General features: G+C 57.2%; 21 protein-coding genes. 7 read left to right on the top strand and 14 right to left on the bottom strand.

Annotated features, from left to right (window positions below):
- Positions 1 to 45: 45 nt before the first annotated feature.
- From surA to apaH, 5 genes are read left to right on the top strand one after another with little or no spacing between them, the layout of a single operon-like run.
- Positions 46 to 1,344 (top strand): peptidylprolyl isomerase SurA, encoded by a 1,299-nt coding sequence (surA, locus tag JEM67_RS04165; RefSeq protein ID WP_013811470.1) that lies wholly within the window; start codon positions 46 to 48, stop codon positions 1,342 to 1,344.
- Positions 1,331 to 2,323 (top strand): 4-hydroxythreonine-4-phosphate dehydrogenase PdxA, encoded by a 993-nt coding sequence (gene pdxA, locus JEM67_RS04160; RefSeq protein ID WP_199638224.1) that lies wholly within the window; start codon positions 1,331 to 1,333, stop codon positions 2,321 to 2,323. The genes surA and pdxA overlap by 14 nt, the downstream gene beginning before the upstream one ends.
- Positions 2,316 to 3,134 (top strand): 16S rRNA (adenine(1518)-N(6)/adenine(1519)-N(6))-dimethyltransferase RsmA, encoded by an 819-nt coding sequence (gene rsmA / locus JEM67_RS04155; protein WP_013811468.1) that lies wholly within the window; start codon positions 2,316 to 2,318, stop codon positions 3,132 to 3,134. The genes pdxA and rsmA overlap by 8 nt, the downstream gene beginning before the upstream one ends.
- A 12-nt stretch (positions 3,135 to 3,146) precedes the next feature.
- Entirely contained in the window at positions 3,147 to 3,524 is a 378-nt protein-coding gene (gene apaG, locus JEM67_RS04150; protein ID WP_004950071.1) for a Co2+/Mg2+ efflux protein ApaG, read from the top strand.
- Positions 3,525 to 3,526: 2 nt separating this feature from the next.
- A complete protein-coding gene (apaH, locus tag JEM67_RS04145; RefSeq protein WP_199638222.1) occupies positions 3,527 to 4,378 on the top strand; it encodes a bis(5'-nucleosyl)-tetraphosphatase (symmetrical) ApaH in 852 nt (283 codons plus the stop codon).
- Between the two features lie 46 nt (positions 4,379 to 4,424).
- Here the strand turns inward: apaH and JEM67_RS04140 are convergent, their stop codons facing one another.
- The 4 genes from JEM67_RS04140 to JEM67_RS04125 all read right to left on the bottom strand — a co-directional run bounded on the left by JEM67_RS04140 (position 4,425) and on the right by JEM67_RS04125 (position 8,381).
- Entirely contained in the window at positions 4,425 to 6,314 is a 1,890-nt protein-coding gene (locus tag JEM67_RS04140; RefSeq protein WP_199638220.1) for a PhoX family protein, read from the bottom strand.
- A gap of 179 nt (positions 6,315 to 6,493) precedes the next feature.
- Positions 6,494 to 6,976 carry a type 3 dihydrofolate reductase gene (gene folA, locus JEM67_RS04135; protein WP_013811465.1) on the bottom strand — a complete coding sequence of 161 codons (483 nt, stop codon included), beginning with the start codon at positions 6,974 to 6,976 and terminating at the stop codon, positions 6,494 to 6,496.
- 143 nt (positions 6,977 to 7,119) lie between these two features.
- A complete protein-coding gene (locus JEM67_RS04130) occupies positions 7,120 to 7,584 on the bottom strand; it encodes a threonine/serine exporter (protein WP_199638218.1) in 465 nt (154 codons plus the stop codon).
- A complete protein-coding gene (locus JEM67_RS04125; RefSeq protein ID WP_013811463.1) occupies positions 7,581 to 8,381 on the bottom strand; it encodes a threonine/serine ThrE exporter family protein in 801 nt (266 codons plus the stop codon). Before JEM67_RS04125 ends, JEM67_RS04130 begins: the two co-directional genes overlap by 4 nt.
- 130 nt (positions 8,382 to 8,511) lie before the next feature.
- Here JEM67_RS04125 and JEM67_RS04120 point away from each other — a divergent pair, with 130 nt between their 5' ends.
- Positions 8,512 to 9,126 carry a LysE family translocator gene (locus JEM67_RS04120; RefSeq protein ID WP_013811462.1) on the top strand — a complete coding sequence of 205 codons (615 nt, stop codon included), beginning with the start codon at positions 8,512 to 8,514 and terminating at the stop codon, positions 9,124 to 9,126.
- 37 nt (positions 9,127 to 9,163) lie between these two features.
- Here JEM67_RS04120 and kefC read toward each other — a convergent pair whose 3' ends face one another.
- The 8 genes from kefC to pvcA form a co-directional block, all read right to left on the bottom strand.
- A complete protein-coding gene (gene kefC, locus JEM67_RS04115; protein ID WP_199638216.1) occupies positions 9,164 to 11,017 on the bottom strand; it encodes a glutathione-regulated potassium-efflux system protein KefC in 1,854 nt (617 codons plus the stop codon).
- Positions 11,010 to 11,567 carry a glutathione-regulated potassium-efflux system oxidoreductase KefF gene (gene kefF / locus JEM67_RS04110; RefSeq protein WP_013811460.1) on the bottom strand — a complete coding sequence of 186 codons (558 nt, stop codon included), beginning with the start codon at positions 11,565 to 11,567 and terminating at the stop codon, positions 11,010 to 11,012. The genes kefC and kefF overlap by 8 nt, the downstream gene beginning before the upstream one ends.
- A gap of 181 nt (positions 11,568 to 11,748) precedes the next feature.
- Positions 11,749 to 14,973 carry a carbamoyl-phosphate synthase large subunit gene (gene carB, locus JEM67_RS04105; RefSeq protein WP_013811459.1) on the bottom strand — a complete coding sequence of 1,075 codons (3,225 nt, stop codon included), beginning with the start codon at positions 14,971 to 14,973 and terminating at the stop codon, positions 11,749 to 11,751.
- A gap of 16 nt (positions 14,974 to 14,989) precedes the next feature.
- A complete protein-coding gene (carA, locus tag JEM67_RS04100) occupies positions 14,990 to 16,138 on the bottom strand; it encodes a glutamine-hydrolyzing carbamoyl-phosphate synthase small subunit (protein ID WP_013811458.1) in 1,149 nt (382 codons plus the stop codon).
- Between the two features lie 470 nt (positions 16,139 to 16,608).
- Complete coding sequence (dapB, locus tag JEM67_RS04095; RefSeq protein WP_013811457.1) at positions 16,609 to 17,430, bottom strand: 4-hydroxy-tetrahydrodipicolinate reductase; 822 nt, start codon at positions 17,428 to 17,430, stop codon at positions 16,609 to 16,611.
- A 263-nt stretch (positions 17,431 to 17,693) separates the two neighbouring features.
- The gene (locus tag JEM67_RS04090) at positions 17,694 to 18,953 is read right to left on the bottom strand and encodes a glycosyltransferase (RefSeq protein WP_199638362.1); all 1,260 of its coding nucleotides are present in this window, start codon (positions 18,951 to 18,953) and stop codon (positions 17,694 to 17,696) included.
- 24 nt (positions 18,954 to 18,977) lie between these two features.
- Positions 18,978 to 19,841, bottom strand: a complete 864-nt coding sequence (locus JEM67_RS04085; RefSeq protein ID WP_013811455.1) for a TauD/TfdA dioxygenase family protein — start codon at positions 19,839 to 19,841, stop codon at positions 18,978 to 18,980.
- A 90-nt stretch (positions 19,842 to 19,931) separates the two neighbouring features.
- Positions 19,932 to 20,897: an L-tyrosine isonitrile synthase gene (gene pvcA / locus JEM67_RS04080; protein WP_013811454.1), complete on the bottom strand. Its 966-nt coding sequence runs from the start codon at positions 20,895 to 20,897 to the stop codon at positions 19,932 to 19,934.
- 253 nt (positions 20,898 to 21,150) lie between these two features.
- On the opposite strand from pvcA, the gene JEM67_RS04075 reads away from it, so the two are divergent.
- Positions 21,151 to 22,011, top strand: coding sequence for a LysR family transcriptional regulator (locus JEM67_RS04075; RefSeq protein ID WP_233527819.1), 861 nt, complete (start codon positions 21,151 to 21,153; stop codon positions 22,009 to 22,011).
- A gap of 300 nt (positions 22,012 to 22,311) precedes the next feature.
- Here the strand turns inward: JEM67_RS04075 and ispH are convergent, their stop codons facing one another.
- Positions 22,312 to 23,265 carry a 4-hydroxy-3-methylbut-2-enyl diphosphate reductase gene (gene ispH / locus JEM67_RS04070; RefSeq protein ID WP_013811452.1) on the bottom strand — a complete coding sequence of 318 codons (954 nt, stop codon included), beginning with the start codon at positions 23,263 to 23,265 and terminating at the stop codon, positions 22,312 to 22,314.
- On the bottom strand, positions 23,246 to 23,716 hold the full coding sequence (fkpB, locus tag JEM67_RS04065; protein ID WP_199638214.1) for an FKBP-type peptidyl-prolyl cis-trans isomerase: 471 nt from the start codon (positions 23,714 to 23,716) through the stop codon (positions 23,246 to 23,248). Before fkpB ends, ispH begins: the two co-directional genes overlap by 20 nt.
- Position 23,717 lies beyond the last annotated feature (1 nt).

Raw genomic sequence — 23,717 nt, 5'->3', positions numbered from 1 at the left:
ACGACAACTTTCACCCGCATTTGCGGATTACAGAATGGGAAATGTATGAAGAACTGGAGAACGCTTATTCTCGGATTGGTGGTTTGCGCCAATACCGCGTTCGCAGCACCCCAAGAAGTGGATAAAGTCGCCGCCGTCGTGGATAACGGCGTAGTGCTTGAGAGCGACGTTAGCAGTCTGTTGCAGTCGGTGAAGCTCAACGCGCAACAGGCAGGCCAGCAATTGCCGGATGACGCTACGCTGCGTCACCAGATCCTCGAACGTCTGATTATGGATAACATCCAGCTGCAGATGGCCAAGAAAATGGGGATCGCCGTTTCCGATGCCGATCTGGACAAAGCCATCGGCAATATCGCCGCACAGAACAAAATGAGCATCGACCAGATGCGCAGCCGCCTGGCGTACGAAGGACTGAACTACAACACCTATCGTTCCCAGATCCGCAAGGAAATGCTGATTTCTGAAGTGCGCAACAACGAAGTGCGTCGTCGCGTCACGATCCTGCCTCAGGAAGTCGACGCACTGGCAAAACAGGTTGGTGCCCAGAACGGCAGCGATACCGAGATGAACATCAGCCATATCCTGATCCCATTGCCGGAAAACCCGTCGCAGCAGCAGGTTGACGAAGCGGAAACCCTGGCCAAAAAGCTGATGGGTGAAATCAACGGCGGCGCCGATTTCGGTAAACTTGCGATCTCCTATTCTGCCGATTCCCAGGCGCTGAAAGGCGGCAACATGGGCTGGGGCAAACTGCAGGAAATCCCTACCCTGTTTGCCGAAAGACTGGCCAGCGCCAAAAAAGGCGACGTGGTCGGCCCGATCCGCTCCGGTGTCGGTTTCCACATTCTGAAAGTGAATGATATCCGCGGTGCCAACCAGTCCGTGTCCGTCACCGAGGTTCATGCACGCCACATTCTGCTGAAACCTTCTGTGGTGCTGACCGACGATCAGGCTCGCGCCAAGCTTCAGGCAGTAGCCGAAGCCATCAAGAGCGGTAACGCCAAGTTTGCTGACGAAGCCAAACAGCTGTCTCAGGATCCGGGTTCTGCGTTGCAGGGCGGCGATCTGGGCTGGGCTTCTCCGGACATTTACGATCCGGCCTTCCGCGATGCGTTAATGAAGCTGAGCAAAGGCGAAGTCAGCAAACCGGTGCACTCCTCCTTCGGCTGGCACCTGATTCAGTTGCTGGATACCCGCCAGGTGGACAAAACCGACGCTGCGCAGAAAGATCGCGCTTACCGCATGCTGTTCAACCGCAAGTTTGCTGAAGAAGCGCAGACCTGGATGCAGGAACAACGTGCTCAGGCTTACGTGAAGATCCTTGACGGTAATGCACAACAATAATCGCATAGTCATCACCCCCGGCGAGCCTGCCGGGGTTGGGCCGGATTTAGTGGCAGCGCTGGCGCAACAGGATTGGCCTGTTGAACTGGTGGTGTGCGCGGATCCGGCCTTGTTGCTTGAGCGCGCCCGGCAGTTGAATCTGCCGTTGCAGCTTCGCGACTATCAGGCGGGCCAACCCGCCCAACCGCAGCGTGCAGGTACGCTAACGGTGCTGCCGATAGCTACCGCCCATCCGGTTGTCGCGGGCGAGCTGAACGTGGGCAACAGCGCCTATGTGGTGGAAACCCTGGCACGCGCCTGCGACGGCTGCCTGAACGACGAGTTCGCCGCGCTGATTACCGGCCCGGTGAACAAAGGCGTGATCAACGACGCCGGCGTGCCCTTTATCGGCCATACCGAATTCTTTGCCGATCGCAGCGGTTGCGAACGCGTAGTGATGATGCTGGCAACCGAAGAACTGCGCGTAGCGCTGGCGACCACTCACCTGCCGTTATTGGCGGTGCCGGGCGCCATCACTCGTCAAAGCCTGTTCGAAGTCATCCGCATACTCGACCACGATCTGAAAACCAAATTTGGCATCGCCCAGCCGCAGATTTATGTCTGCGGGCTTAACCCGCACGCCGGGGAAGGCGGCCACATGGGGCGCGAAGAGATTGATACCATCATCCCGGCGCTCGATGCGTTGCGCGATGAGGGCATCGTTCTTATCGGCCCACTGCCGGCGGACACCCTGTTCCAGCCCAAGTATCTGCAACACGCCGATGCGGTGCTGGCGATGTATCACGATCAGGGTCTGCCGGTGCTAAAATACCAAGGGTTCGGCCGGGCGGTAAATATCACCCTCGGTTTGCCTTTTATTCGTACCTCGGTCGACCACGGTACCGCTCTGGAACTGGCCGGCACCGGCACCGCCGATGCGGGCAGTTTCAAAACGGCCTTGAATCTCGCCATTAAAATGATAATTAATTGTAATGAATAATAAAGTCCACCAAGGGCACTTTGCCCGCAAACGCTTTGGACAAAACTTTTTAACCGATCAGTTTGTCATCGATAGCATTGTCTCCGCCATTCACCCTCAGCCGGGTGAAGCGGTGGTCGAGATCGGCCCCGGCCTGGGCGCACTGACCGAGCCGGTCGGCGCACGCATGGACCGCATGACGGTGATTGAGCTGGACCGCGATCTGGCGGCCCGCCTGGCAAACCACCCGCAGCTGAAAGACAAGCTGACCATTCACCAGCAAGATGCCATGACGGTGAATTTCGCCGAGATGGCCGAGCAGGCTGGCCAATCGCTGCGCGTGTTTGGCAACCTGCCGTATAACATTTCGACGCCGCTGATGTTCCACCTTTTCAGCTATACTCAGGCCATTCGCGACATGCACTTTATGTTGCAAAAAGAGGTAGTCAACCGCCTGGTTGCAGGCCCGAACAGCAAAGCCTATGGGCGTTTGACCGTGATGGCGCAGTACTACTGCAACGTGATTCCGGTGCTGGAAGTGCCACCTACCTCGTTCACGCCGGCGCCGAAAGTGGATTCCGCCGTGGTACGTCTGGTGCCGCACCAGGTGAACCCAAACCCGGTGGGTGATGTGCGTATGCTTAGCCGCATTACCACTCAGGCATTCAACCAACGCCGGAAAACCGTTCGCAACAGCCTGGGCGATCTGTTCACCCCAGAGCAGTTGACGGAATTAGGTATCGATCCGACGTTAAGAGCAGAGAATATTTCTGTGGCGCAATACTGTAAGCTGGCTAACTGGCTTTCAGCCAACCCCACGCCACAGCAATAAGGAGTAGTGGTCATGATTGATTCGCCCCGTGTATGTATTCAGGTACAAAGTATCTACGTGGAATCACAGTCGATACCTGAAGAAGAACGTTACGTCTTCGCTTATACCATCACCATCCGCAACCTGGGGCGTTTCAACGTGCAGCTGCTGGGCCGCTATTGGCTAATCACCAACGCCAATGGCCGCCAAACCGAAGTTCAGGGCGAAGGCGTGGTCGGCGAACAGCCGCTCATTCAGCCCGGCGGTGAATTCCAATATACCAGCGGCGCGGTTCTTGAAACGCCGTTGGGTACCATGGAAGGCCATTACGAAATGGTTGATCATCAGGGTCAGCCATTCCGCACTGCCATTCCCGTGTTCCGCTTAGCTATCCCAACACTGATTCACTAACTATGTCGACATATCTTATCGGCGACGTTCATGGCTGTTTTGATGAACTTCAATCGCTATTGGCCCAGGTGGCTTTCGATCCTCAAAGCGACCGACTGTGGCTGACCGGCGATCTTGTCGCCCGCGGTCCCGGCTCGCTGGACGTGTTGCGCTACGTGCGTTCACTTGGCCCTGCGGTGCGTATGGTGTTGGGCAACCACGATCTGCATCTGCTGGCCGTCTATGCCGGTATTAGCCGCAACAAACCCAAAGACCGCATTACCCCGCTGCTGGAAGCCCCGGATGCCGATGAGCTGATCAACTGGCTGCGCCGCCAGCCGGTGCTGCAGGTGGATGAAGAACTCAAACTGGTGATGGCGCATGCCGGCATCACGCCGCAGTGGGATATTGAAACCGCCCAACTGTGCGCCCGCGAAGTCGAAGCGGTACTGAGCAGCGACAGCTATCCGTTGTTCCTGGATGCCATGTACGGCGATATGCCGAACAACTGGACTCCGGAACTGAGTGGGTTGGCGCGCCTGCGTTTCAGCACCAATGCCCTGACGCGCATGCGCTACTGTTTCCCGAATGGCCAGCTCGACATGATCTGCAAAGATGCGCCGGGCACCGCCCCTGCGCCGCTGAAACCCTGGTTTGAATTGCCGCGTTTAGTGGATCCTGAATACACCATTATCTTTGGTCATTGGGCATCGCTGGAAGGTAAGGGCACGCCAGAAGGCATTGTGGGCCTCGATACCGGCTGTTGCTGGGGAGGCGATCTGACCATGTTGCGCTGGGAAGACCAACAGTACTTCACTCAACCTTCAAACCGCCGCAATATACTCGACAACGCGAATACGCTGGCAGCGTCATAATAAAACCGGGGCAGTTCGACGCCGCCCCGGCCTTTTCCGTTTAAGCTTAAGCGCCAATCACCCCGCCATCCTCACGCGTAATCATCAAGACTGACGAACGCGGGCGCGGGCTGTTGTTCGGGAAATGAGAATCGCCCTCTTCCCCCGGGTGCTGCACGTTGACGAACATCGTCTTGTAATCCGGCGTGAAAGTGATGCCGGTCAGCTCGCACGATTTCGGCCCAACCATAAATCGGCGGATTTCACCGCTCAGCGGATCCCCCACCAGCATTTGGTTATTCCCCTGCCCGGCATAATCGCCCTTGTTGCTGTACTTACCGTCGGTGAGGATCCACAGGCGCCCGGTCTTATCAAAACCCAACCCGTCCGGGCTGTTAAAGGTATTATCTGCGGTGATGTTCGGCGTACCGCGATTGACCCCTTCCGGGTGCGCGATCGGATTGCCGCACAGCGCATAAATATCCCAGGTAAAAGAGGCTGCGGTGGCGTCACCGCCCTCATCCCAGCGAATAATCTGGCCGTAAACATTGTTCGGCCGCGGGTTGGCGGCGTTCAGCGGCATCCCTTCTTCGCCGCGCTTGCTGTTATTGGTCAGCGTGCAATAAGCGCGCCCGTCATGCGGGTTCACGGCGATCCATTCAGGGCGATCCATTTTGGTTGCCCCCACCTGCGCCGCTGCCTTGCGCGCAAAGATCAACACCTCCGCCTCATCACGGAAGCCGTTTTCCGGCGTCAGGCCGTTTTTACCGAATTCCAGTGCAATCCAGCGCCCCGTCCCCTTCAGCGGCGTGCCGCCGGCGTCACCGTCAAACTGCGCCACATGCAACGTGCCTTCATCCAGCAAACTGCGGTTATTGGCCGGATTGGCGATATCAACCAAGCCTTTCGAGACGTACTTATAGATATGCTCGCCACGCTCGTCGTCACCCATGTAGACCACCAGACGCCCATCTTTAGCAACGGTCACCGCGGCATTTTCATGCTTGAAGCGGCCCAGCGCAGTGTGTTTGATTGGCGTTGACGTAGGGTTCATCGGGTCGATTTCAACGATCCAGCCGTGGCGGTTGAATTCGTTCGGGTTCTTCGTCACGTCAAAGCGCTCATCATAGTCCGGCCAGTTGCGCTCAGGTTCGCTGACCTTCAGCGTATAGCGCTTCTGTTCTGCCGTAGTTTGATAGTCGGCCTGATGGGTGCCGAAATAGGTATCGAAATTCTCTTCGCAGGTCAGGTAGGTGCCCCAGGGCGTTTTGCCGTTAGCGCAGTTCCCGAAAGTGCCCAATACTTTGCGCCCGGTGGGATCGGCTGCGGTTTGCAGCAGCGGATGGCCGGCGGCCGGGCCGCTGAACTGCATTTCGGTGTTGGCGGTGATACGGCGGTTATAGCGCGAAGGGCGCTCCACCTCCCAGCGTTGGCTATCGCCGGCGCGCTTCACCGCCACGATGGAAACGCCATGCGCCGCCTGGGATTTACGTACGTCCTCCAGGCTGGTGGCCTTGCTGCCGCCGTGGGCGAACAGGTACTGCTCATTCACGTATTCGTTGTTGATGGCCATCACACCGTGATTGTCATCAATCGGGAAGAAGCTCATGCCGTCATTGTTGTCGCCAAACTGCTTTTCCTGATCGGCGGCGCTGTTGTTGCCCTGGGCGTCAAATGCGGCGGCGCCCTCCACCAGCGGCTCCCCCCAGGAGATCAACACCTCGGCACGATACCCCGGCGCAATCACCACTTCGTCAGCGGTGGAGGCTGCAATGCCTTTAAAGCCCAACAGCTTGTTCGGCGGTAAATCCTCGGCCAGCGCCTCGGCGGAAACCGTCCAGATGCCGCCGCCAAGAAATCCCGCCAGGCCAACAGCGCCTGCGCTGCCGAGCAGCAGTTTACGACGGGTGGGATCGGTCAGGCGGTCGGCGTCCAGTTGCTCAATTTTGCTCGTCATGTGTCTGCTTCCTTTTTAGATGGCGCCGCGATCAAGATTCACCAGAGTTGCCGGGCGCTCGAAGTTGAGCTTCATACTAATCAGTAAGTGTGACGAAAATGTTACAACTAAACGGCGCAAAAACGACAAAGGGCACAATCTCTTGCGCCCTTTGGGAGGTGGTAGCTAACGCCCGAAAATCAACGGCGTTCTAAAATCTCAAAGCAGTAGCTGTGGGAGTTCAGTTCGTCAGCATCATGGAATTCGCTGAACGAGGTTTCCCATTCATCCGGCTCGTAGTCCGGGAAATGGGTGTCGCCGCCGACTTCGGCGTCGATATGCGTCAGATACATGCGGTCAGCACGCGCCAGGAACTGGGTGTAGATATGCCCACCGCCCATGACCATGACTTCTTCCACATCACCGGCCGCAGCCAACGCGTCGTCCAAAGACGTAGCCCAGGTCACCCCGGCTTCACTGCCGGGACGGCTGCTTAAAACGATGTTATGGCGGCCCGGCAGCGGGCGACCAATGGACTCGAACGTTTTACGGCCCATAATGACCGGTTTATTCAGCGTGTTACGTTTAAACCACGCTAAGTCTGCCGGTAAATGCCACGGCATGGCGTTTTCCATACCGATAACGCGATCCGCCGCCAAGGCAGCGATCAGGCTGATAATCATTGTTAAACCCTGTGTAGGCAGCAAAATTGCTCACACTATACGTAAAGGCCTATCTGTCGTCGATAGGCTAATCAAGCAAGATGAATATATAAGATAGCTCTTATCAGTATATCTAATAACCAGCGTTTTACGGCTGCCGGGTTTCATACCCCTGGACGTTTTCGATACAGCCATAACCCCGGCAATGACAACCCTATCGATAGCGCGCCAACGATGAAACTGGCCTTGAGAAAGTTGGTGACCATGGTTTCCATCAAGGCTTCGCTATAGCCCAGATGCGAAATCTCCACCACCGTGATCATCGCGGTATAGGCGGAAATACCGGGGAACATCGGGATCACCGCCGCTACGGTAAAGACCTTCGGGTGCGCCAACAGCCAGCGCGACCAATAGATGCCGATGATGCCGATCAAAATCGCCGCCAGCAGCGACGCCCACTCGATATTCATGCCGCCGTGTATCATCAACATGCGCGAACCCCGGCCCACCGCGCCGAGCAGGGCGCAGTAGCGCAGCGCACGCAGCGGCACGTTGAACACCATGGCGAAACCCAGCGCCGGCACCGCCGCCAACAGCATTTCCAGCAACAAGGCCCACAACAGACTCATGACCACCCCCGCAAATCCCACAGCGACATCGCCATCACCACCCCGATACAGGTAGCCAAGGTCAGCAGACTGGCCATAGCCCAGCGCGCCAATCCGGTATTCACATGGCCTTTAAACATGTCCGCCACCGCGTTGATCAGCGGGAATCCCGGCACCAGCAACAGCACGCTGGCGGCCATCGCCACGCTGGAGGTGTCGCTGAACGCGGCTAACCGCAGCAACAGGCCGGAAACCGAGGTAGCGACAAACGCCGTCAGGCAAAAGTTGATCAGCGGATTCATATGACGGGCGGTGAGCATCTGGCGCACCAGCATCGCCACGCCGCTGGCGATAAAGGTGACCACAAAGGCATCCCCGCCGCCGCCGTTGAGCATGCTGAAACAACCGCACGACAGCCCCACCATCACCACCACCAGCCAGCGAGGATAGCGCAGCGGGCGAATTTTCTCGAAACGCCGGGCAACATCGCGCGCATCCGCCAACCGATGTTCCGCCAGAATGACGATATGCTGTACCTCGGTCACCACCTGCATATTGATGCCCCGATCGATGTTCTTGCGCGTGGTGGTCAGGCATTCGCCATGGCTGATGGTCGTCAGCACCACCGCGTTGGCCGAAATGGAGCTTTCCACGCTGTCCATACCCAGCGCTATGCCCAGCCGGGTCGATAATTGTTCCACCACCATGCTTTCAGCGCCGTGCTGCAACAGCAGCAAGGCGCATTGAATGCACAGGCGAGTGATTTCACGCTGTTGCCGGTGCGGCTCCGGCATTTCGATCGTTGTGGTTTGATTCATAATGTCCCGTGGTGCGCCCTGAATAAAAGTTCATCATATTGCCTAACAGGGTCCCAATGGGTTGATGCTAATCAGGAGAAGCAGCGTTATTATCAGCGCAATTACGCCTTTTGTGCAGAGACTCAAAACCATGCTTGAAACTTCGCTGTTCGTCGCCGGTATTGTCGCCCTGGGCATGCTGTCGCCCGGCCCAGACTTTTTCCTGGTGATCAAGAATGCCGCTCGCTATCCGCGCCCCGCCGCCATGATGACCGCCCTCGGGGTGATCTGTGGCGTCGCGACCCACATGTCTTACTGCGTTGCCGGGTTGGCGGTGGTGATCACCACTACGCCGTGGCTGTTCAACGTGCTGAAATACGCCGGTGCGGTCTACCTGATCTGGGTGGGCATTCAGGCGCTGCTGTCGCGCGGGGGCAGCAAGATGAACGTCGGTAACCTGCCGCAGCAGCAGGTGAGCCTGAAAAGCGCTTTTGTGCAGGGTTATCTGTGCAATCTGCTCAACCCCAAAGCCACGCTGTTCTTCCTGGCGGTCTTCACGCAGGTGCTGCAGATCGACTCCGGGCTGGGCGAAAAACTGTGGTATGCGGGGATTATCCTGGGCCTGTCCGCCGTCTGGTGGCCAGTATTGGTGTTCTTGTTCCAGAGCGGACCGGTGCGTCGCGGGTTGGAAAAAACGCAGAAGGTGGTCGATAAGCTGCTGGGCGGCATGCTGATCGCGCTGGGTATCAAGGTTGCACTGAGCTGATGCGAAAAGGGCGCAGTGCCGAACTGCGCCCTCGGCGTTAGCCCTTGGCTTCCACCACGTCGTCTTCCGGTGCCTTGCCGTCAATGCTGCCACGCCAGCCGGTTTGCTGCACCCGGGCCAACCGATTCTGATCCTGCTCGATGGCCGCGCTGAGCATTTCCTTAGCCCGCTGCAGGCTGGCGATACGGAACTCGGTATCCTGGTAATTCTCCAGCGTATTTTCCAGCATCTTCAGGTTGTAGCGGCGGAAGGTATCCGCTTTCTCCCGTGCCTCGTAGGCGTCCAGCCCCAGCAGCTCCAGCGCCTCACGGCCAATGCGCAGCGAACTTTCGAAGGTTTCGCGTTCCGGGTTTTCCACCCCTAACTGCCGCAGTTGATACCAGTGATCGACATCGCGCGCACGTGCCACGATTTTCAGGTGCGGGAAGTGTCGCTTGGCCAGTTCGGTCAGTTGCAGGTTGGCTTCCACGTCGTCGATGGCGTTAATCAGCACCTTGGCATGTGCCGCACCCGCAGCTTCCAACAGATCGGCACGAGTCGCGTCGCCGTAAAACACTTTGGTACCGAATTTTCTCAGCGTTTCAATATGGTCCGGATCGTGATCCAACACCACGGTGTGAACGCCGTTAGCCAACAGCAAACGGCCGGCGATCTGGCCAAAACGGCCGAAGCCGGCAATGATCACGCTGGCGTTTTCTTCATCAATCACATCCGCCGGACGTTCGTCCTTCGGCGCATTTTTCTCCAGCCTCGCGGCCACCACCAGTAACAGCGGCGTCGCCGCCATCGACAGAGCGACCGCCAGCGTCAGCGATTTAGCCCAGTCTGGCGGCAACACGCCGGCCAACTGGGCGGCGCCGAAGATCACAAAGGCAAACTCACTGCCCTGCCCCAACAAAATAGCGAACATGCCGCGCTGGCGTTTTGGCACGCCAAGCCACGGCCCAATCAGCCACAGCAACGCCGCCTTGATCAACATAAAGCCCAATAACAGCGAAGCGATCAGCAACGGATGGTGGAACAGAGTACCGAAGTCGATGGACATGCCGACACCGATAAAGAACAGCCCGAGCAACAGGCCCTTGAACGGTTGAATGTCGCTTTCCAGCGCATGACGATATTCAGAACTCGCCAGCAGTACCCCGGCAAGGAAAGCGCCCATCGCCATCGACAGCCCGGCCATTTCCAGCAGGATGCCAAAACCGAACACCAGGAACAGCGCTACGGCGCTGAACACTTCACGCATGCCCGAACGAGCGACAAAGTGCAGCAACGGACGGGTGACATAGCGCCCAAGCAGCACCACGATCGCCAACGCGCCCACCACCTTCGCCGCCGACAGCGCGAACGCACCCAGTGTGGTGGTCGCGCCGCTGCTGGCCAACAAGGGGATCATCGCCACCAGCGGGATCGCCGCGATATCCTGGAACAACAGCGCCGCAAACGAGCTGCGGCCAATCGGCGATGGCGTCAGGTTACGCTCGCTCATCGCCTGCATCGCGATGGCGGTAGAAGACAGCGCCAGCGTCAGGCCAATCAGCAGCGCCACCTTCCAGTCCAGCCCGAGGAAATAACAAAAGGCGCTGAGCGCCAGCCCGCAGCCCGTCATCTGGATGCTGCCGCCGCCAAACACCGAGGCGCGCAGCGTCCATAGCCGTTTAGGATCCAGCTCCAGCCCGATGATAAACAGCATCAGTACCACGCCAATCTCGGCGAAGGTCAGAATAGACTCGGCGTCGGAGACCAGCTTCAGCCCCCAGGGGCCGATAATGCAGCCGGCGATCAGGTAGCCGAGCACCGAACCCAAGCCGAGACGCACCGCAATCGGCACGAACAGCGCGGCCGATCCGAGATAGATCAGCCCCTCAATCATCATGTTGTGATTATCCATGGCCGACTCCCTGATCCGCAGGCTCACTGTGTTCCATCAGATACTCTACCAAACGCTGGCGGTAGGCCTCGCCGGCGGCAATCAGCGCCGGCTCGTTGCAGGTAAAGGTATTATGCACGGCAAAGTAGGGTTGCCAGTTCATCCCGCAATAGATCGCGGTCGCCTGCAGCGGCTGCCCCAGCGCGGCGAAATTTGGGTAATCGCCCAGCTCGAAATGATGCTCGTCCCCGCCGCTGGTGACCGCCCACAGGCAGTCCTTGCCCACCAGCGCATCGCCGTCATGGCCGTAGGCCCAGCCGTGCTCCAGCACCTTGTCGATCCACAGTTTCAGCAGCGGCGGCAGGCTGTACCACTGCATGGGATGCTGGAACACCACCATATCGGCGCGCTCCAGCGCACGCTGCTCGGCGTTGATATCGATGTTGAAGTCAGGATACAGCTCATAGAGCGCGCGCACTTCCACGTCAGGAATGTCTTTTACCGCCTGCAGCAGACGGTGATTGGCATGCGAATGCCGGGGATAAGGATGGGCGTAAATAATCAGAATCATGGGGGTCGTCGTTCCTTCGTTCCGTGCCAATACATCAAGCATATACCAATCATACAGCGTGACAGTTTGCTGAATGATTGATAGCGGAAATTTCTAATTCAAGGCAACAAATTTGCTGAACAAGATAAAAAAATAAGGGCGCTGCATATGCAGCGCCCTCTGGCATTACGGCATCACTGGATTACTTGGTGATGCGAGCATGCAGCTCCTGCACGGAGGTCACTTGCTCGGTCGGATCCGCTTTCAGCGCCATCGCGGTGGCAAAGCCGCCGTTCAGGGTAGTGTCGTAATGCACCTTGTACTGCAACGCGCTGCGGCGAATCAGCTTGGAGTCCTCAATCGCCTGGCGACCGGCCGTGGTGTTCACGATGTAGGTATACTCGCCATTCTTGATACGGTCTTGAATGTGCGGACGGCCTTCATGCACCTTGTTGACCAGACGCGGGTTAATGCCCGCTTCGCCCAGCACGACCGCTGTACCGTGGGTCGCATCCAGCTCGAAGCCCTGTTTCAGCAGGCTTGCCGCCAGATCCACCACGCGGGCTTTATCGCCTTCACGCACCGACAGCAGCGCACGGCCTTGTTTCTTCATGCCTGATTGGCTGCCGAGCATCGCCTTGGAGAACGCTTCCGCGAAGGTGCGACCCACGCCCATCACTTCCCCGGTAGAACGCATTTCCGGCCCCAGAATCGGGTCGACGCCAGGGAACTTGTTGAACGGCAGCACCACTTCTTTCACTGAGTAGTAAGGCGGGATAACTTCTTCCGTTACGCCCTGCTCGGCCAGCGTTTTGCCCGCCATGACGCGTGCGGCTACCTTGGCCAGCGGCACGCCGGTGGCTTTGGAAACGAACGGCACGGTACGTGCGGCACGCGGGTTGACTTCAATCAGGTAGACTTCGTTGTTCTTCACCGCGAACTGTACGTTCATCAGACCGCGCACCTGCAGCTCGAACGCCAGTTTCTCAACCTGTTGACGCATCACGTCCTGAATGTCTTTGCTCAGGGTGTAAGCAGGCAGTGAACAAGCGGAGTCCCCAGAGTGCACGCCAGCCTGTTCGATGTGTTCCATGATGCCGCCAATCAGCACGCGCTCACCGTCGCAAATGGCATCGACGTCCACTTCTACCGCATCATCCAGGAAGCGGTCCAGCAGCACTGGCGCGTCGTTGGATACGCTGACGGCGTTCTGGAAGTAACGGCGCAGGTCGATTTCGTCGTAGACGATTTCCATCGCACGGCCGCCCAGCACATAGGAAGGACGCACCACCAGCGGGTAACCGATACCGGCCGCTTTCTCTACCGCCTGTTCAATGGTGGAAACGGTGGCGTTGGCCGGCTGTTTCAGGCCCAGACGCTGCACCGCCTGCTGGAAACGCTCGCGGTCTTCGGCACGGTCAATCGCATCCGGGCTGGTACCGATAATCGGTACGCCTGCGGCTTCCAGCTCACGCGCCAGCTTCAGTGGGGTCTGGCCGCCGTACTGCACGATCACGCCTTTCGGCTTCTCGATGCGTACGATTTCCAGCACGTCTTCCAGCGTCACCGGCTCGAAATACAGGCGGTCAGAGGTGTCGTAATCGGTGGAGACGGTTTCCGGGTTACAGTTGACCATAATGGTTTCGTAACCGTCTTCGCGCAGCGCCAGCGAGGCGTGCACACAGCAGTAGTCGAACTCGATGCCCTGGCCGATACGGTTCGGACCGCCGCCCAGCACCATCACTTTCGGACGGTCGTTGGTCGGGTTGGACTCGCACTCTTCTTCATAAGTGGAGTACATGTAGGCGGTGTCGGTGGCGAATTCCGCCGCGCAGGTATCCACACGCTTGTAAACCGGGTGCAGGCCATAACCGTGACGCAGCTTGCGGATTTCGCTCTCGGCTACGCCGGCCAGCGTGGCCAGGCGCGCATCGGCGAAACCTTTACGCTTCAGGGTACGCAGGAACTCGTGGGTCAGGCCGTTGATGCCGGATTCGGCAACCTGCTCTTCCAGACGTACCAGCTCTTCAATCTGCACCAGGAACCAGCGGTCAACGTTGGTCAGGTTAAACACGCCGTCTACCGACATGCCGGCACGGAACGCGTCCGCGATGTACCAGATACGGTCGCAGCCGGCATCTTTCAGTTCGCGACGGATTTTGGTCAGCGCTTCCGGATCGTCCAGGCTCACTTTCGGGTCGAAACCGGTGACACCCACTTCCAGACCGCGCAGCGCTTTCTGCAGCGATTCTTGCTGGGTGCGGCCAATCGCCATCACTTCGCCGACGGATTTCATTTGGGTGGTCAGGCGGTCGTTAGCGCCGGCAAATTTCTCGAAGTTAAAGCGAGGAATTTTGGTGACTACATAATCGATGGACGGCTCAAAGGACGCCGGAGTGCGGCCGCCGGTGATGTCGTTCATCAGTTCGTCGAGGGTGTAACCCACCGCCAGCTTGGCGGCGATTTTGGCAATCGGGAAGCCGGTGGCTTTTGACGCCAGCGCCGAAGAACGGGACACGCGCGGGTTCATTTCGATAACGATCAGGCGACCGTTTTTCGGGTTAACCGAGAACTGCACGTTGGAACCGCCGGTTTCCACGCCGATTTCACGCAGCACCGCCATCGAGGCGTTACGCATGATTTGGTATTCTTTGTCGGTCAGCGTTTGCGCCGGTGCCACGGTGATGGAGTCACCGGTATGGATGCCCATGGCGTCGAAGTTTTCGATAGAGCAGACGATGATGCAGTTATCGTTCTTATCGCGCACCACCTCCATCTCGTACTCTTTCCAGCCGATCAGCGATTCGTCGATCAACAGCTCTTTGGTTGGCGACAGATCCAGGCCGCGCTCGCAGATCTCTTCGAACTCTTCGCGGTTGTAAGCGATGCCGCCACCGGTGCCGCCCATGGTAAAGGAAGGGCGGATGATGCACGGGAAGCCAACGTCAGCGGCAACCGCCAGCGCTTCTTCCATATTATGTGCGATGCCGGAACGCGCAGTATCCAGGCCGATTTTCTTCATCGCCACGTCGAAACGGCGGCGGTCTTCGGCTTTATCGATAGCGTCGGCCGTGGCGCCAATCATGGTCACGCCGAACTCGGCCAGCACGCCCTGACGCTCCAGCTCCAGCGCACAGTTCAGCGCGGTCTGGCCCCCCATGGTCGGCAATACCGCATCCGGGCGCTCTTTTTCGATGATTTTACGCACCACTTCCCAGTGGATCGGTTCGATGTAGGTCGCATCGGCCATTTCCGGGTCGGTCATGATGGTGGCCGGGTTGGAGTTCACCAGAATGACCCGGTAACCCTCTTCGCGCAGCGCTTTACACGCCTGAGCACCCGAATAGTCGAACTCACACGCCTGGCCGATAACAATCGGGCCAGCGCCGAGGATCAGGATGCTTTTTATGTCTGTACGTTTTGGCATTTTTTACTGCTCCTGATTATTTGGCGTTAGAACGGTAAGTCTCGATCAGTTCGATAAAGTGGTCGAACAGCGGCGCGGCGTCGTGCGGGCCCGGGCTGGCTTCCGGGTGGCCCTGGAAGCTGAACGCCGCTTTGTCGGTGCGGTGAATGCCCTGCACCGTGTGGTCAAACAGCGATTTGTGCGTTACGCGCAGTTCGGCCGGCAGGTTATTTTCGTCAACCGCAAAACCGTGGTTCTGTGCAGTGATCATCACGCAGTCGTTATCCAGATCTTTCACCGGGTGGTTACCGCCGTGGTGGCCCAGCTTCATCTTCACGGTTTTCGCGCCGCTGGCCAGTGCCAGCAACTGGTGGCCGAGGCAGATGCCGAACACCGGAATGTCGGTTTCCAGGAACTGTTTGATGGCCGTGATGGCGTAATCGCAAGGCTCCGGGTCGCCCGGGCCGTTGGACAGGAAAATGCCGTCCGGATTCATCTTCAATACTTCATCTGCCGGGGTCTGCGCCGGCACCACCGTCAGGCGGCAACCGCGATCCACCAACATGCGCAGGATGTTGCGCTTGGCGCCGTAGTCGTAAGCCACCACGTGGAACGGCAGCTCGGAGGCCGGCTTGGCTTCCGGCAGCTCGCCTTCAAGCGTCCAGCTACCCTGCTGCCAGCTGTAGGCTTCTTTGGTGGTCACTTCTTTCGCCAGATCCATGCCTTTCAAACCCGGGAAACCCTGCGCCTTGGCCAGCGCCAGCGCGGCGTCCGGTGAGTCGGCGGCGATGATGCAGCCGTTCTGTGCGCCTTTCTCGCGCAACAGGCGGGTCAGCTTGCGGGTATCGATATCGGCAATCGCCACGATGTTATGACGCTTCAGGTATTCAGACAGGCCTTCTTCGCTGCGGTAGTTGCTGGCAATCAAAGGGAGATCACGAATGACAAGGCCTTGGGCGTGTACCGCGGAGGATTCTTCGTCGGAAGCATTGGTGCCGACATTGCCGATATGAGGATAAGTAAGAGTAACGATCTGGCGAGAGTAGGAAGGATCAGTGAGGATTTCTTGATAGCCGGTCATCGACGTATTGAAGACCACTTCCCCCACTGCCGTACCCTCTGCCCCGATGGCCCGACCGTGGAATTGGGTTCCGTCTTCCAGAACCAATAGCGCTGACTTAATCAAAACACCCTCCGAGGAATAATCAATCACAATATCTGCATATTAATTCAGATATCGCGATCTAAATCAATGCAAAAACCGCCCTCAAGGCCAATTTTTGGCAAATTGGGCGCATTTTAATGATGAGTGCTCCGCTTGTCTACCCAAAGCGCCATTTTTTCTCTTATTTTCGCACTTCTCAACGTTTAATAGGGTCAGCAGCCATAAAAACACAGCTAAACTCGGGTGGGTAAACGGTTGCGAGGAAGAATGACAAAAAATCACCTTTCCAACGGTCTGTTATCGGTTAAAAAGTATCTATCAGGGAGATTACTCGCCATAAAACACAAGTAAACTATAAAAAATAATGATTAACCAATAAAAAACAAACAAACGCTTCATTTTTAATGTTAAAAAAAAGGACAATAAAATTATTGTCCTTTAATCATAGCCTTATGATCAATACAACCACATCACGATGGTATTAAAATCGATTATAACCGGTCCAATCCGAGCACGTCGCGCATATCAAACAAACCTTTATCGTGGCTATTCAACCAAGATGCCGCCCGAACCGCACCGGTGGCAAAAGTCATGCGACTGGAGGCTTTATGGGTGATTTCTACCCGTTCACCGATGTCGGCAAACATGGCGGTATGCTCCCCGACGATATCGCCGGCACGGATGGTGGCGAAGCCTATGCTCTTGGGATCGCGTTCGCCGGTATAACCTTCGCGCGCATAGACGGCGCACTCTTTCAGGTCACGCCCCAGCGCGCCGGCAATCGCCTCGCCCATCGCCAACGCCGTGCCCGAAGGGGCATCCACTTTATGGCGGTGGTGCGCTTCAACAATCTCAATGTCGGTGTAGTCGCCCATCACCTGCGCGGCTTTTTCCAACAGTTTCAGCACCAGGTTGACGCCCACGCTGAAGTTGGCGGCGAACACGATGCCAATCTGCTGGGCAGCCGCGCGGATGGCCTCTTTGCCTGCATCGTCAAAACCGGTGGTGCCGATCACCATCGCCTTGTGATGTTCGACGCAGAAAGCCAGATACGCCAGCGTGCTTTCCGGGCGGGTGAAGTCGATCAGAATATCAAAGTCATCGACGACCTTTTCCAGGCTATCGCTGACGGTAACGCCCAGCCTGCCCACGCCTGCCAGTTCGCCGGCATCGGTGCCGATCAGACTTGAACCCGGGCGCGACACTGCAGCCCCCAACACCACGCCCTGCACCTGATGTACCGCCTGGATCAATTGGCGCCCCATGCGGCCGCCGGAACCCGCAATCGCAATGCGGATTTGTGAATCAGTCATGCTTGCTCTCTTCTTGATTAGACGCCTACTCCATAGGCTATAGGTTTAGGGTAACTGCCCCATCTGATCACCGCCAGAAGATTCATTTCATAATTAGAAAATTATGATATCCCCCGCTTTTCATCAGTAATGTTGTCAATGGGTTAACAACTGGTCAAATAAAACCCGTTTTTTAATTGTACATAATCATGCAAATTTGATGAGAGAAACCTGCATAAAAAAAGGCGCCGCAAAGGGCGCCCAGAAGAACTCGATGACGACTTTCAGCCGGTTAAGGCTGCCACCTCTTCGGCAATCGCCGCCAATGCATCATGACGGGCATAGTCGGCCTGTACCAGCGCCGCGCGCTGCCGATAAACCGGCTGTGACAGGACCTGCTGCACGGCCTGTCGCAGTTGCGCCTCATCCGGCTCGCTGGTGTGCAGGTTAATCCCGCAGCCCGCAGCCACCACCCGAGAAGCCGCCTCGAGCTTATCCTCACCGGTACCGGCGACAATCAAGGGCACACCGTGATCCAGCGCGTAGTTGATCGAGCCATAACCGCCATTGGTGATCAACAGCGCCGCCTGCGGCAGCCAGTGCTCGAAAGAGATAAACTCCCGTACTCTGGCGTTGTCCGGCAGTTGCGCCAACACCCCATCAATCGGGCGGCCGCCGGTGGTCGCCAGCACCCGCACCGGTAACCCGGCCAGCGCTTTTAGCGTCGGAACCATCAACTGGTGCAGATCGACATTCGCCAACGTACCCTGCGTCACGATAACCAACGGGCGAGGATCCGTTTCATCCCACTCGCCCCCGCCTTGTTGCGCCGCCACCGCACTGCGCAACGGGCCGATAAATCGCACGCCTGCCGGCAGATCGTCACGCGAATACTCCAGAGCCGGGGTAGCCAGTTGCAAAAAGCGATCGCAGCCGCCTATCAACGCATCCGTGAACGGCTGTTGCAGCGGCCCGCCGCCGGATTGCACCATCGCGGTGTTGAAGCTCTGCTGTACCTCATCGATCAAGGCACGAGTGGCTTCGTCCACCAACTGCTCACGTTGCAGTTCGCGCGGCAACAGCGCCGGGGGAATACGCGGCCCGTAAAAGATGGAATCTTCGGACGAGAACGACAACGGCGTCACGCCAATACCGATCACCGGCAGGCGCTCGGTGACCTGCAACAGCGGCAATACTCCGTAGAAGCAGTTTTCCACCATCAACAGATCGGTCGCCTCGGCGGCTATCGCCGCCCTCAGTTGCCGGTCCAGCAACGGGATCGGCGCGGCGAAGAAATCTTTCAGCGCCAGCGCCATCTGCGCATTGCCCGGTGGTAGCGCGGCGCGTTCGGGAAAATGCTGCTCCAGGTAGCGATAATCGAAATCCACCTGCGCATCGAAAGGCACAAACTGTGCGCCCACCGCTTCGGCGCGTTCGCGGAACAGCGCACCGGTCATCACTCGCACCCGGTGGCCCTGCGCAATCAGGTAACGGGCAATCCCCAGCATCGGGTAAACGTGCCCTGGGGTGGCGACGGCCGCCATCAGTATCCTTGCCATAATGTCCTGTTAAGCCTCTGCGTTGGCCGGCTTCAGCGCCAGGTTGGCGCACACCGGGTTGCTCTGAATATGCACGCGCTGCAGATGACGGGCGGAGCGGGCGGTGAAACCTTCACGGCCGTGCAGCAGCGAGAAGTTATCCGCGACCACCACATCGCCCTGCTGCCACTGGTGGGCGTAATAATGGCGGGGATCGTAGAGATGCTGTTGCAGAGTCTGATGGAAAGCTTCCTGCTCTTCTTGCGGAACGCCATGATATTCAAGCGCATGCTGGTTAAGGAACTTCTTGCCCTCCGTCGGCGGTTCATTGTAACGCATGATTAACCCGCTGCCGCTCGGATGCGTCACCACCAGCGGCGAACATACCTCGCCGCCATAGTGAACCACTTGCTTGATCCGATAAGAAATGGACACCTTCAGCCACTGGGCCAACAGCGACTCATCGGCATTGGCCAGCAGCCGCGCAGTATCGACAAAGGTGGTGCGCCCACCCTCATCCTGCGACGGCGCCGCCACGCAGTGGAATAACTGAAACTCCGGAATGGTCGGTTTGTACATACCATCCCAGTGCAACGGGACGTAGCTGCTGTCGAAAATGTGATCTTTGGCGTCCGGGTGCTCCTTCACGTCCAGCACCGCGCCGAACGGCCACATCATGATCTCTCCCCAACCGCCGGCGTAGCGGGTCAACACCTGAGGATCGGTAAAGCCGGAATCGAAACCGCGCAGCACCAGCAGATGGTGCCTTTGCGCCAGCGCCCGCAGCGCCGCTACCGGCAGCTCGCCGATCTGTTGCCCGGGATGTTGCGGGGTCAGCACTGCACCAAACGGGGTATTCAGTTCAATGCGGCAATTCAGTTGTTGATTGTCCATCGGTGATTCTCCTTGAAGCGAATTTGCTGCTCACACGGCAACCGTGCCGTTAAAACACGCCCACCAACGCTGCGGGCGTAACGTGGCGTGTTACGCCACCTGAGGCTGTTCGATCAGGTAATAGCTTGGCGTGCCGCGGATCGCCACCAGCTCACCCGCCAGCTGCTGCGCGTCTTTGCGCTTCATCAGCACGAACTGGCCGTTGACGTTTGCCGCCACACCGTGCCATGGCGTCAGCCAGTCGTCTTTGGTCGGCATCATATGGATGCCCATTTTCAGGCTGTCGGCGGGTTGCGGGTGGATCGACAGGCGTATCGCCGCCGGGAAATGTTGGGCCAGCAGGTTGCCCCAGGCCCAACTGCGCTGTATTACGCCACAGGCGCGCTGTTTGGCGTCTTTCTGCAATGCGGCATTGGAGCCGCTGTAACCCGGCAACTGGCTGTCTTCATACAGAAAACGGGTAATGGCGCGATACAGTTGCAATCCCTGCTCATCTTGCATCAGTTGCTGCTTGATGGCCTCCTCCGGTTCGGCGTAGCCGTCGACCAGCAGTTGACGCAGCAGGTCATAGTCGTCGGTATGTTCCGCCAGCCCTTCGACGTCACCCAGGTTGAACACGCTCAGGTGCGTCGCCCCCACCTCGTGCAACAGATTTTCAATTTCGCGCTGATAATGGTTGATGGCATCGTCGCTGACACGGATCAAATCACCGAACACATGGCCATCAGAGCAGATCACGATATGCGCCCCCGGCGGGTAATAAAGCTGGATGCGCTGACACAGAGAATTAAGGAATATCAACGATAGTCGTTCCGCCATATCGGGCGTCGCGCCGATCACTTTATTGGTATTGGGTGATTTTGTCGGGAAGGCCGGCAGCACAAATTCGATGCGCTGATTGTTTGCAATGAATGCCCGGATACGCGGCAATTGCACCTGAGAAACGACCTGTTCCTCCTCAGTATTTGAGGTTTCAAGGCCGGGAAAGCGACGCCGATATTGTAATAACTCATGGAGAATTTTTAATGACACGGTTTCAATATGGGCAATATCCACAATTAACTCCTGTTCAGATGTGGCATAAGAATTTTATTCGCAAACGCAATAAGACTTATCAAAAAGAGGAATGACGCGCAGGCCATAAGTCTCACCGTGCGTTTATCTGCTTCAGGCAATATAGAAGAGATAATGCTATATTATTAGCCCTTATAATTTGCAATCTTGGTTAAGTTGAACTTAACAAACTATGAGTAATATTCTAAAACGCATGGCTATTTTTTCTAAAGTTGTCGATTGCGGCGCATTCAGTATGGCAGCCAAAGAATTAGGCATTACCACCTCAGCCGTCAGCCAGCATATCCGCCAACTGGAAAACGAACTGGGCATTCAATTACTTCTGCGCTCTACTCGCTCACTGAGCCTGACAGAAGCCGGACAATGTTTTTATGAGGATTGCGTGTTGATGATCCATGCCGCAGAACGGGGTCAACAGCGTATTGCCGCGCTGCGCGGCGAACTGGCCGGAGAACTGCGCGTCGCCACCTCCACGGAATTCGCCACCCATTATCTGGTACCGGCGTTGCAAAGCTTTCTGGATGACCACCCGCGCATCACGCTGCGGCTGGAAATCCATGACGAGAAAATCGACCTGATAGGCCAACGGATAGATCTGGCGATCCGCGGCGGCGTGCTGGCCGACTCCAGCTACGTCTCCACCCGCCTGGCACGCTTTCGCGAAGTGTTGTGCGCTTCTCCGGCCTACCTTGACGAGCACGGCGTGCCGGAGTCTCCACAGGCCTTAACCCGCCATCAATGGGTCACCTTCACCCCTTTGGGAAACCCGCAGTTTGTTCGGCTGAACCACGCGAGTGGCGATGAGCACCGGTTGCGCATGACCGGGCGTTTATTTACCAATAACGGCATGGCGATGAAAGAATTGGCGCTGGCCGGCAAGGGGATTATCCGTAATTTCTTTGTCAATGTTGAACGTGAATTACGCAGCGGTGATTTAGTGGAAGTGTTGCCTGAATGGCGATTACCGGAGATTAATTGCTATGCGATTATGCCCCGCCGTGACAGCCAACCATTAAAAGTTCGCCGTTTGCTGGAACATATGAAAATCCATTTAAAAGAAAAAGAACAACATTCCGTAGACCAGTTACGCACTTAATTAAATAAGAAGTGTCTGTAACACCAATAACTTTAGTTTTTTAACTTTCCAGCCGATTGCTGACCAGCACCAGAGCGTTATTTTTTAGATTGCAGCCTAATGATATTATCCTTAATGACTTTATTTCCGCTAATATAATCATTCTTGCAGAGTTAATTCAAATAGTCAGAACGAATTTGGCTTTAAGTAACAGAAAATTTGAATCAGCTCTTCTCAATTTTGCTATTTCTCCCGCAGCGTATCCCCAACATGCAAAACGGGGAGCCATAGCTCCCCGCGGTAACACTTTTGCCAAAAAGCTTATTCTACCTGTCTGATATCAACACGCAGCTCTTTCGGCACTTCAAATACGATATTCTCTTCACGGCCGCTGACTTCATGCACATCCACACCGCCCATCGCTCTCAGGCGGCTGATGACATCCTGGACCAGCACGTCCGGCGCCGAAGCGCCGGCAGTCACGCCGATGTTACGGGCGTTTTTCAGCCAGGCTTCCTGAATATCCGCCGCAGAGTCGATCAGGTACGCCGGCTTGCCAACGCGCTGAGCCAGCTCAGCCAAACGGTTGGAGTTGGAAGAGTTTTTCGACCCGACCACCAGCACCACGTCCGCGTCACCGGCCAGATTGCGCACCGCTTCCTGACGGTTGGTGGTGGCGTAGCAGATGTCGTCTTTGCGCGGCCCGATAATGCTCGGGAAACGCTGGCGCAGGGCGTCGATCACTTCTGAGGTGTCATCCACCGACAGCGTGGTCTGCGTCATAAAGCACAGGTTGCTTTCGTCCTTCACCTGCAGTTTCCACACGTCTTCCGGCGACTCCACCAGATACATGCCGCCCTTCGGGTTGCTGTACTGGCCCATGGTGCCTTCCACTTCCGGATGGCCGGCATGGCCAATCAGGATCGCTTCGGTACCCCGGCGGCTGGCTCGCGCCACCTCCATATGCACCTTGGTCACCAACGGGCAGGTCGCGTCAAACAGCATGGTCAGATCACGGGCTTTGGCTTCTGCCCGTACTGCCTGGGAAACCCCGTGCGCCGAGAAGATCAGAATCGACCCGTCCGGCACTTCGGCAATCTCTTCGATGAACACGGCCCCGCGCTCACGCAGGCTGTCCACCACGTAGCGGTTATGCACCACTTCGTGACGCACGTAGATAGGCGCGCCGTAAATTTCCAGCGCGCGCTCAACGATACTGATCGCACGATCAACACCGGCGCAAAAACCGCGTGGGTTAGCCAGCAATATTTGCATGCGTCTCCTCCTGCGGCGGGTCAATCTCCAGCACTTCGATATCGAAGCTCACCGGATGGCCCGCCAACGGATGGTTAAAATCAACGGTAATCGACTCTTCCGCTACTTCACGCACCACACCCGGCATTTCGCTGCCGTCGATGGCGGTAAACAGCATGATGGTGCCCACGTCCGGCACCCCGGTTTCCGCGAAATCACGGCGTGAAAAGAACTGGACCAGATCCGGATTCTCTGCGCCGAACGCCGCTTCCGGCTGCAGGGTAAAGGCGCATTTATCGCCCGCACGCAGGCCGAGCAGTTGCTCTTCCAGCGGTGCCGACAGGCTGCCGTCACCCAGGCGGAACAACGCCGGTTTGCCGTTACCGCGGGTCGACTCTGCGGTTGAGCCGTCTTCCAGTTTCAGCGTGAAATGAACCAATACGGCGCTGTCACCGTTAACCTGAGCCGTCATA

The sequence above is a fragment of the Serratia sp. PAMC26656 genome, from assembly GCF_016469055.2.
GTDB lineage: Bacteria > Pseudomonadota > Gammaproteobacteria > Enterobacterales > Enterobacteriaceae > Serratia > Serratia plymuthica.
The sequence above is the reverse complement of the archived record's forward strand: the minus strand, read 5'-3'. Positions and strand labels throughout refer to the sequence as shown.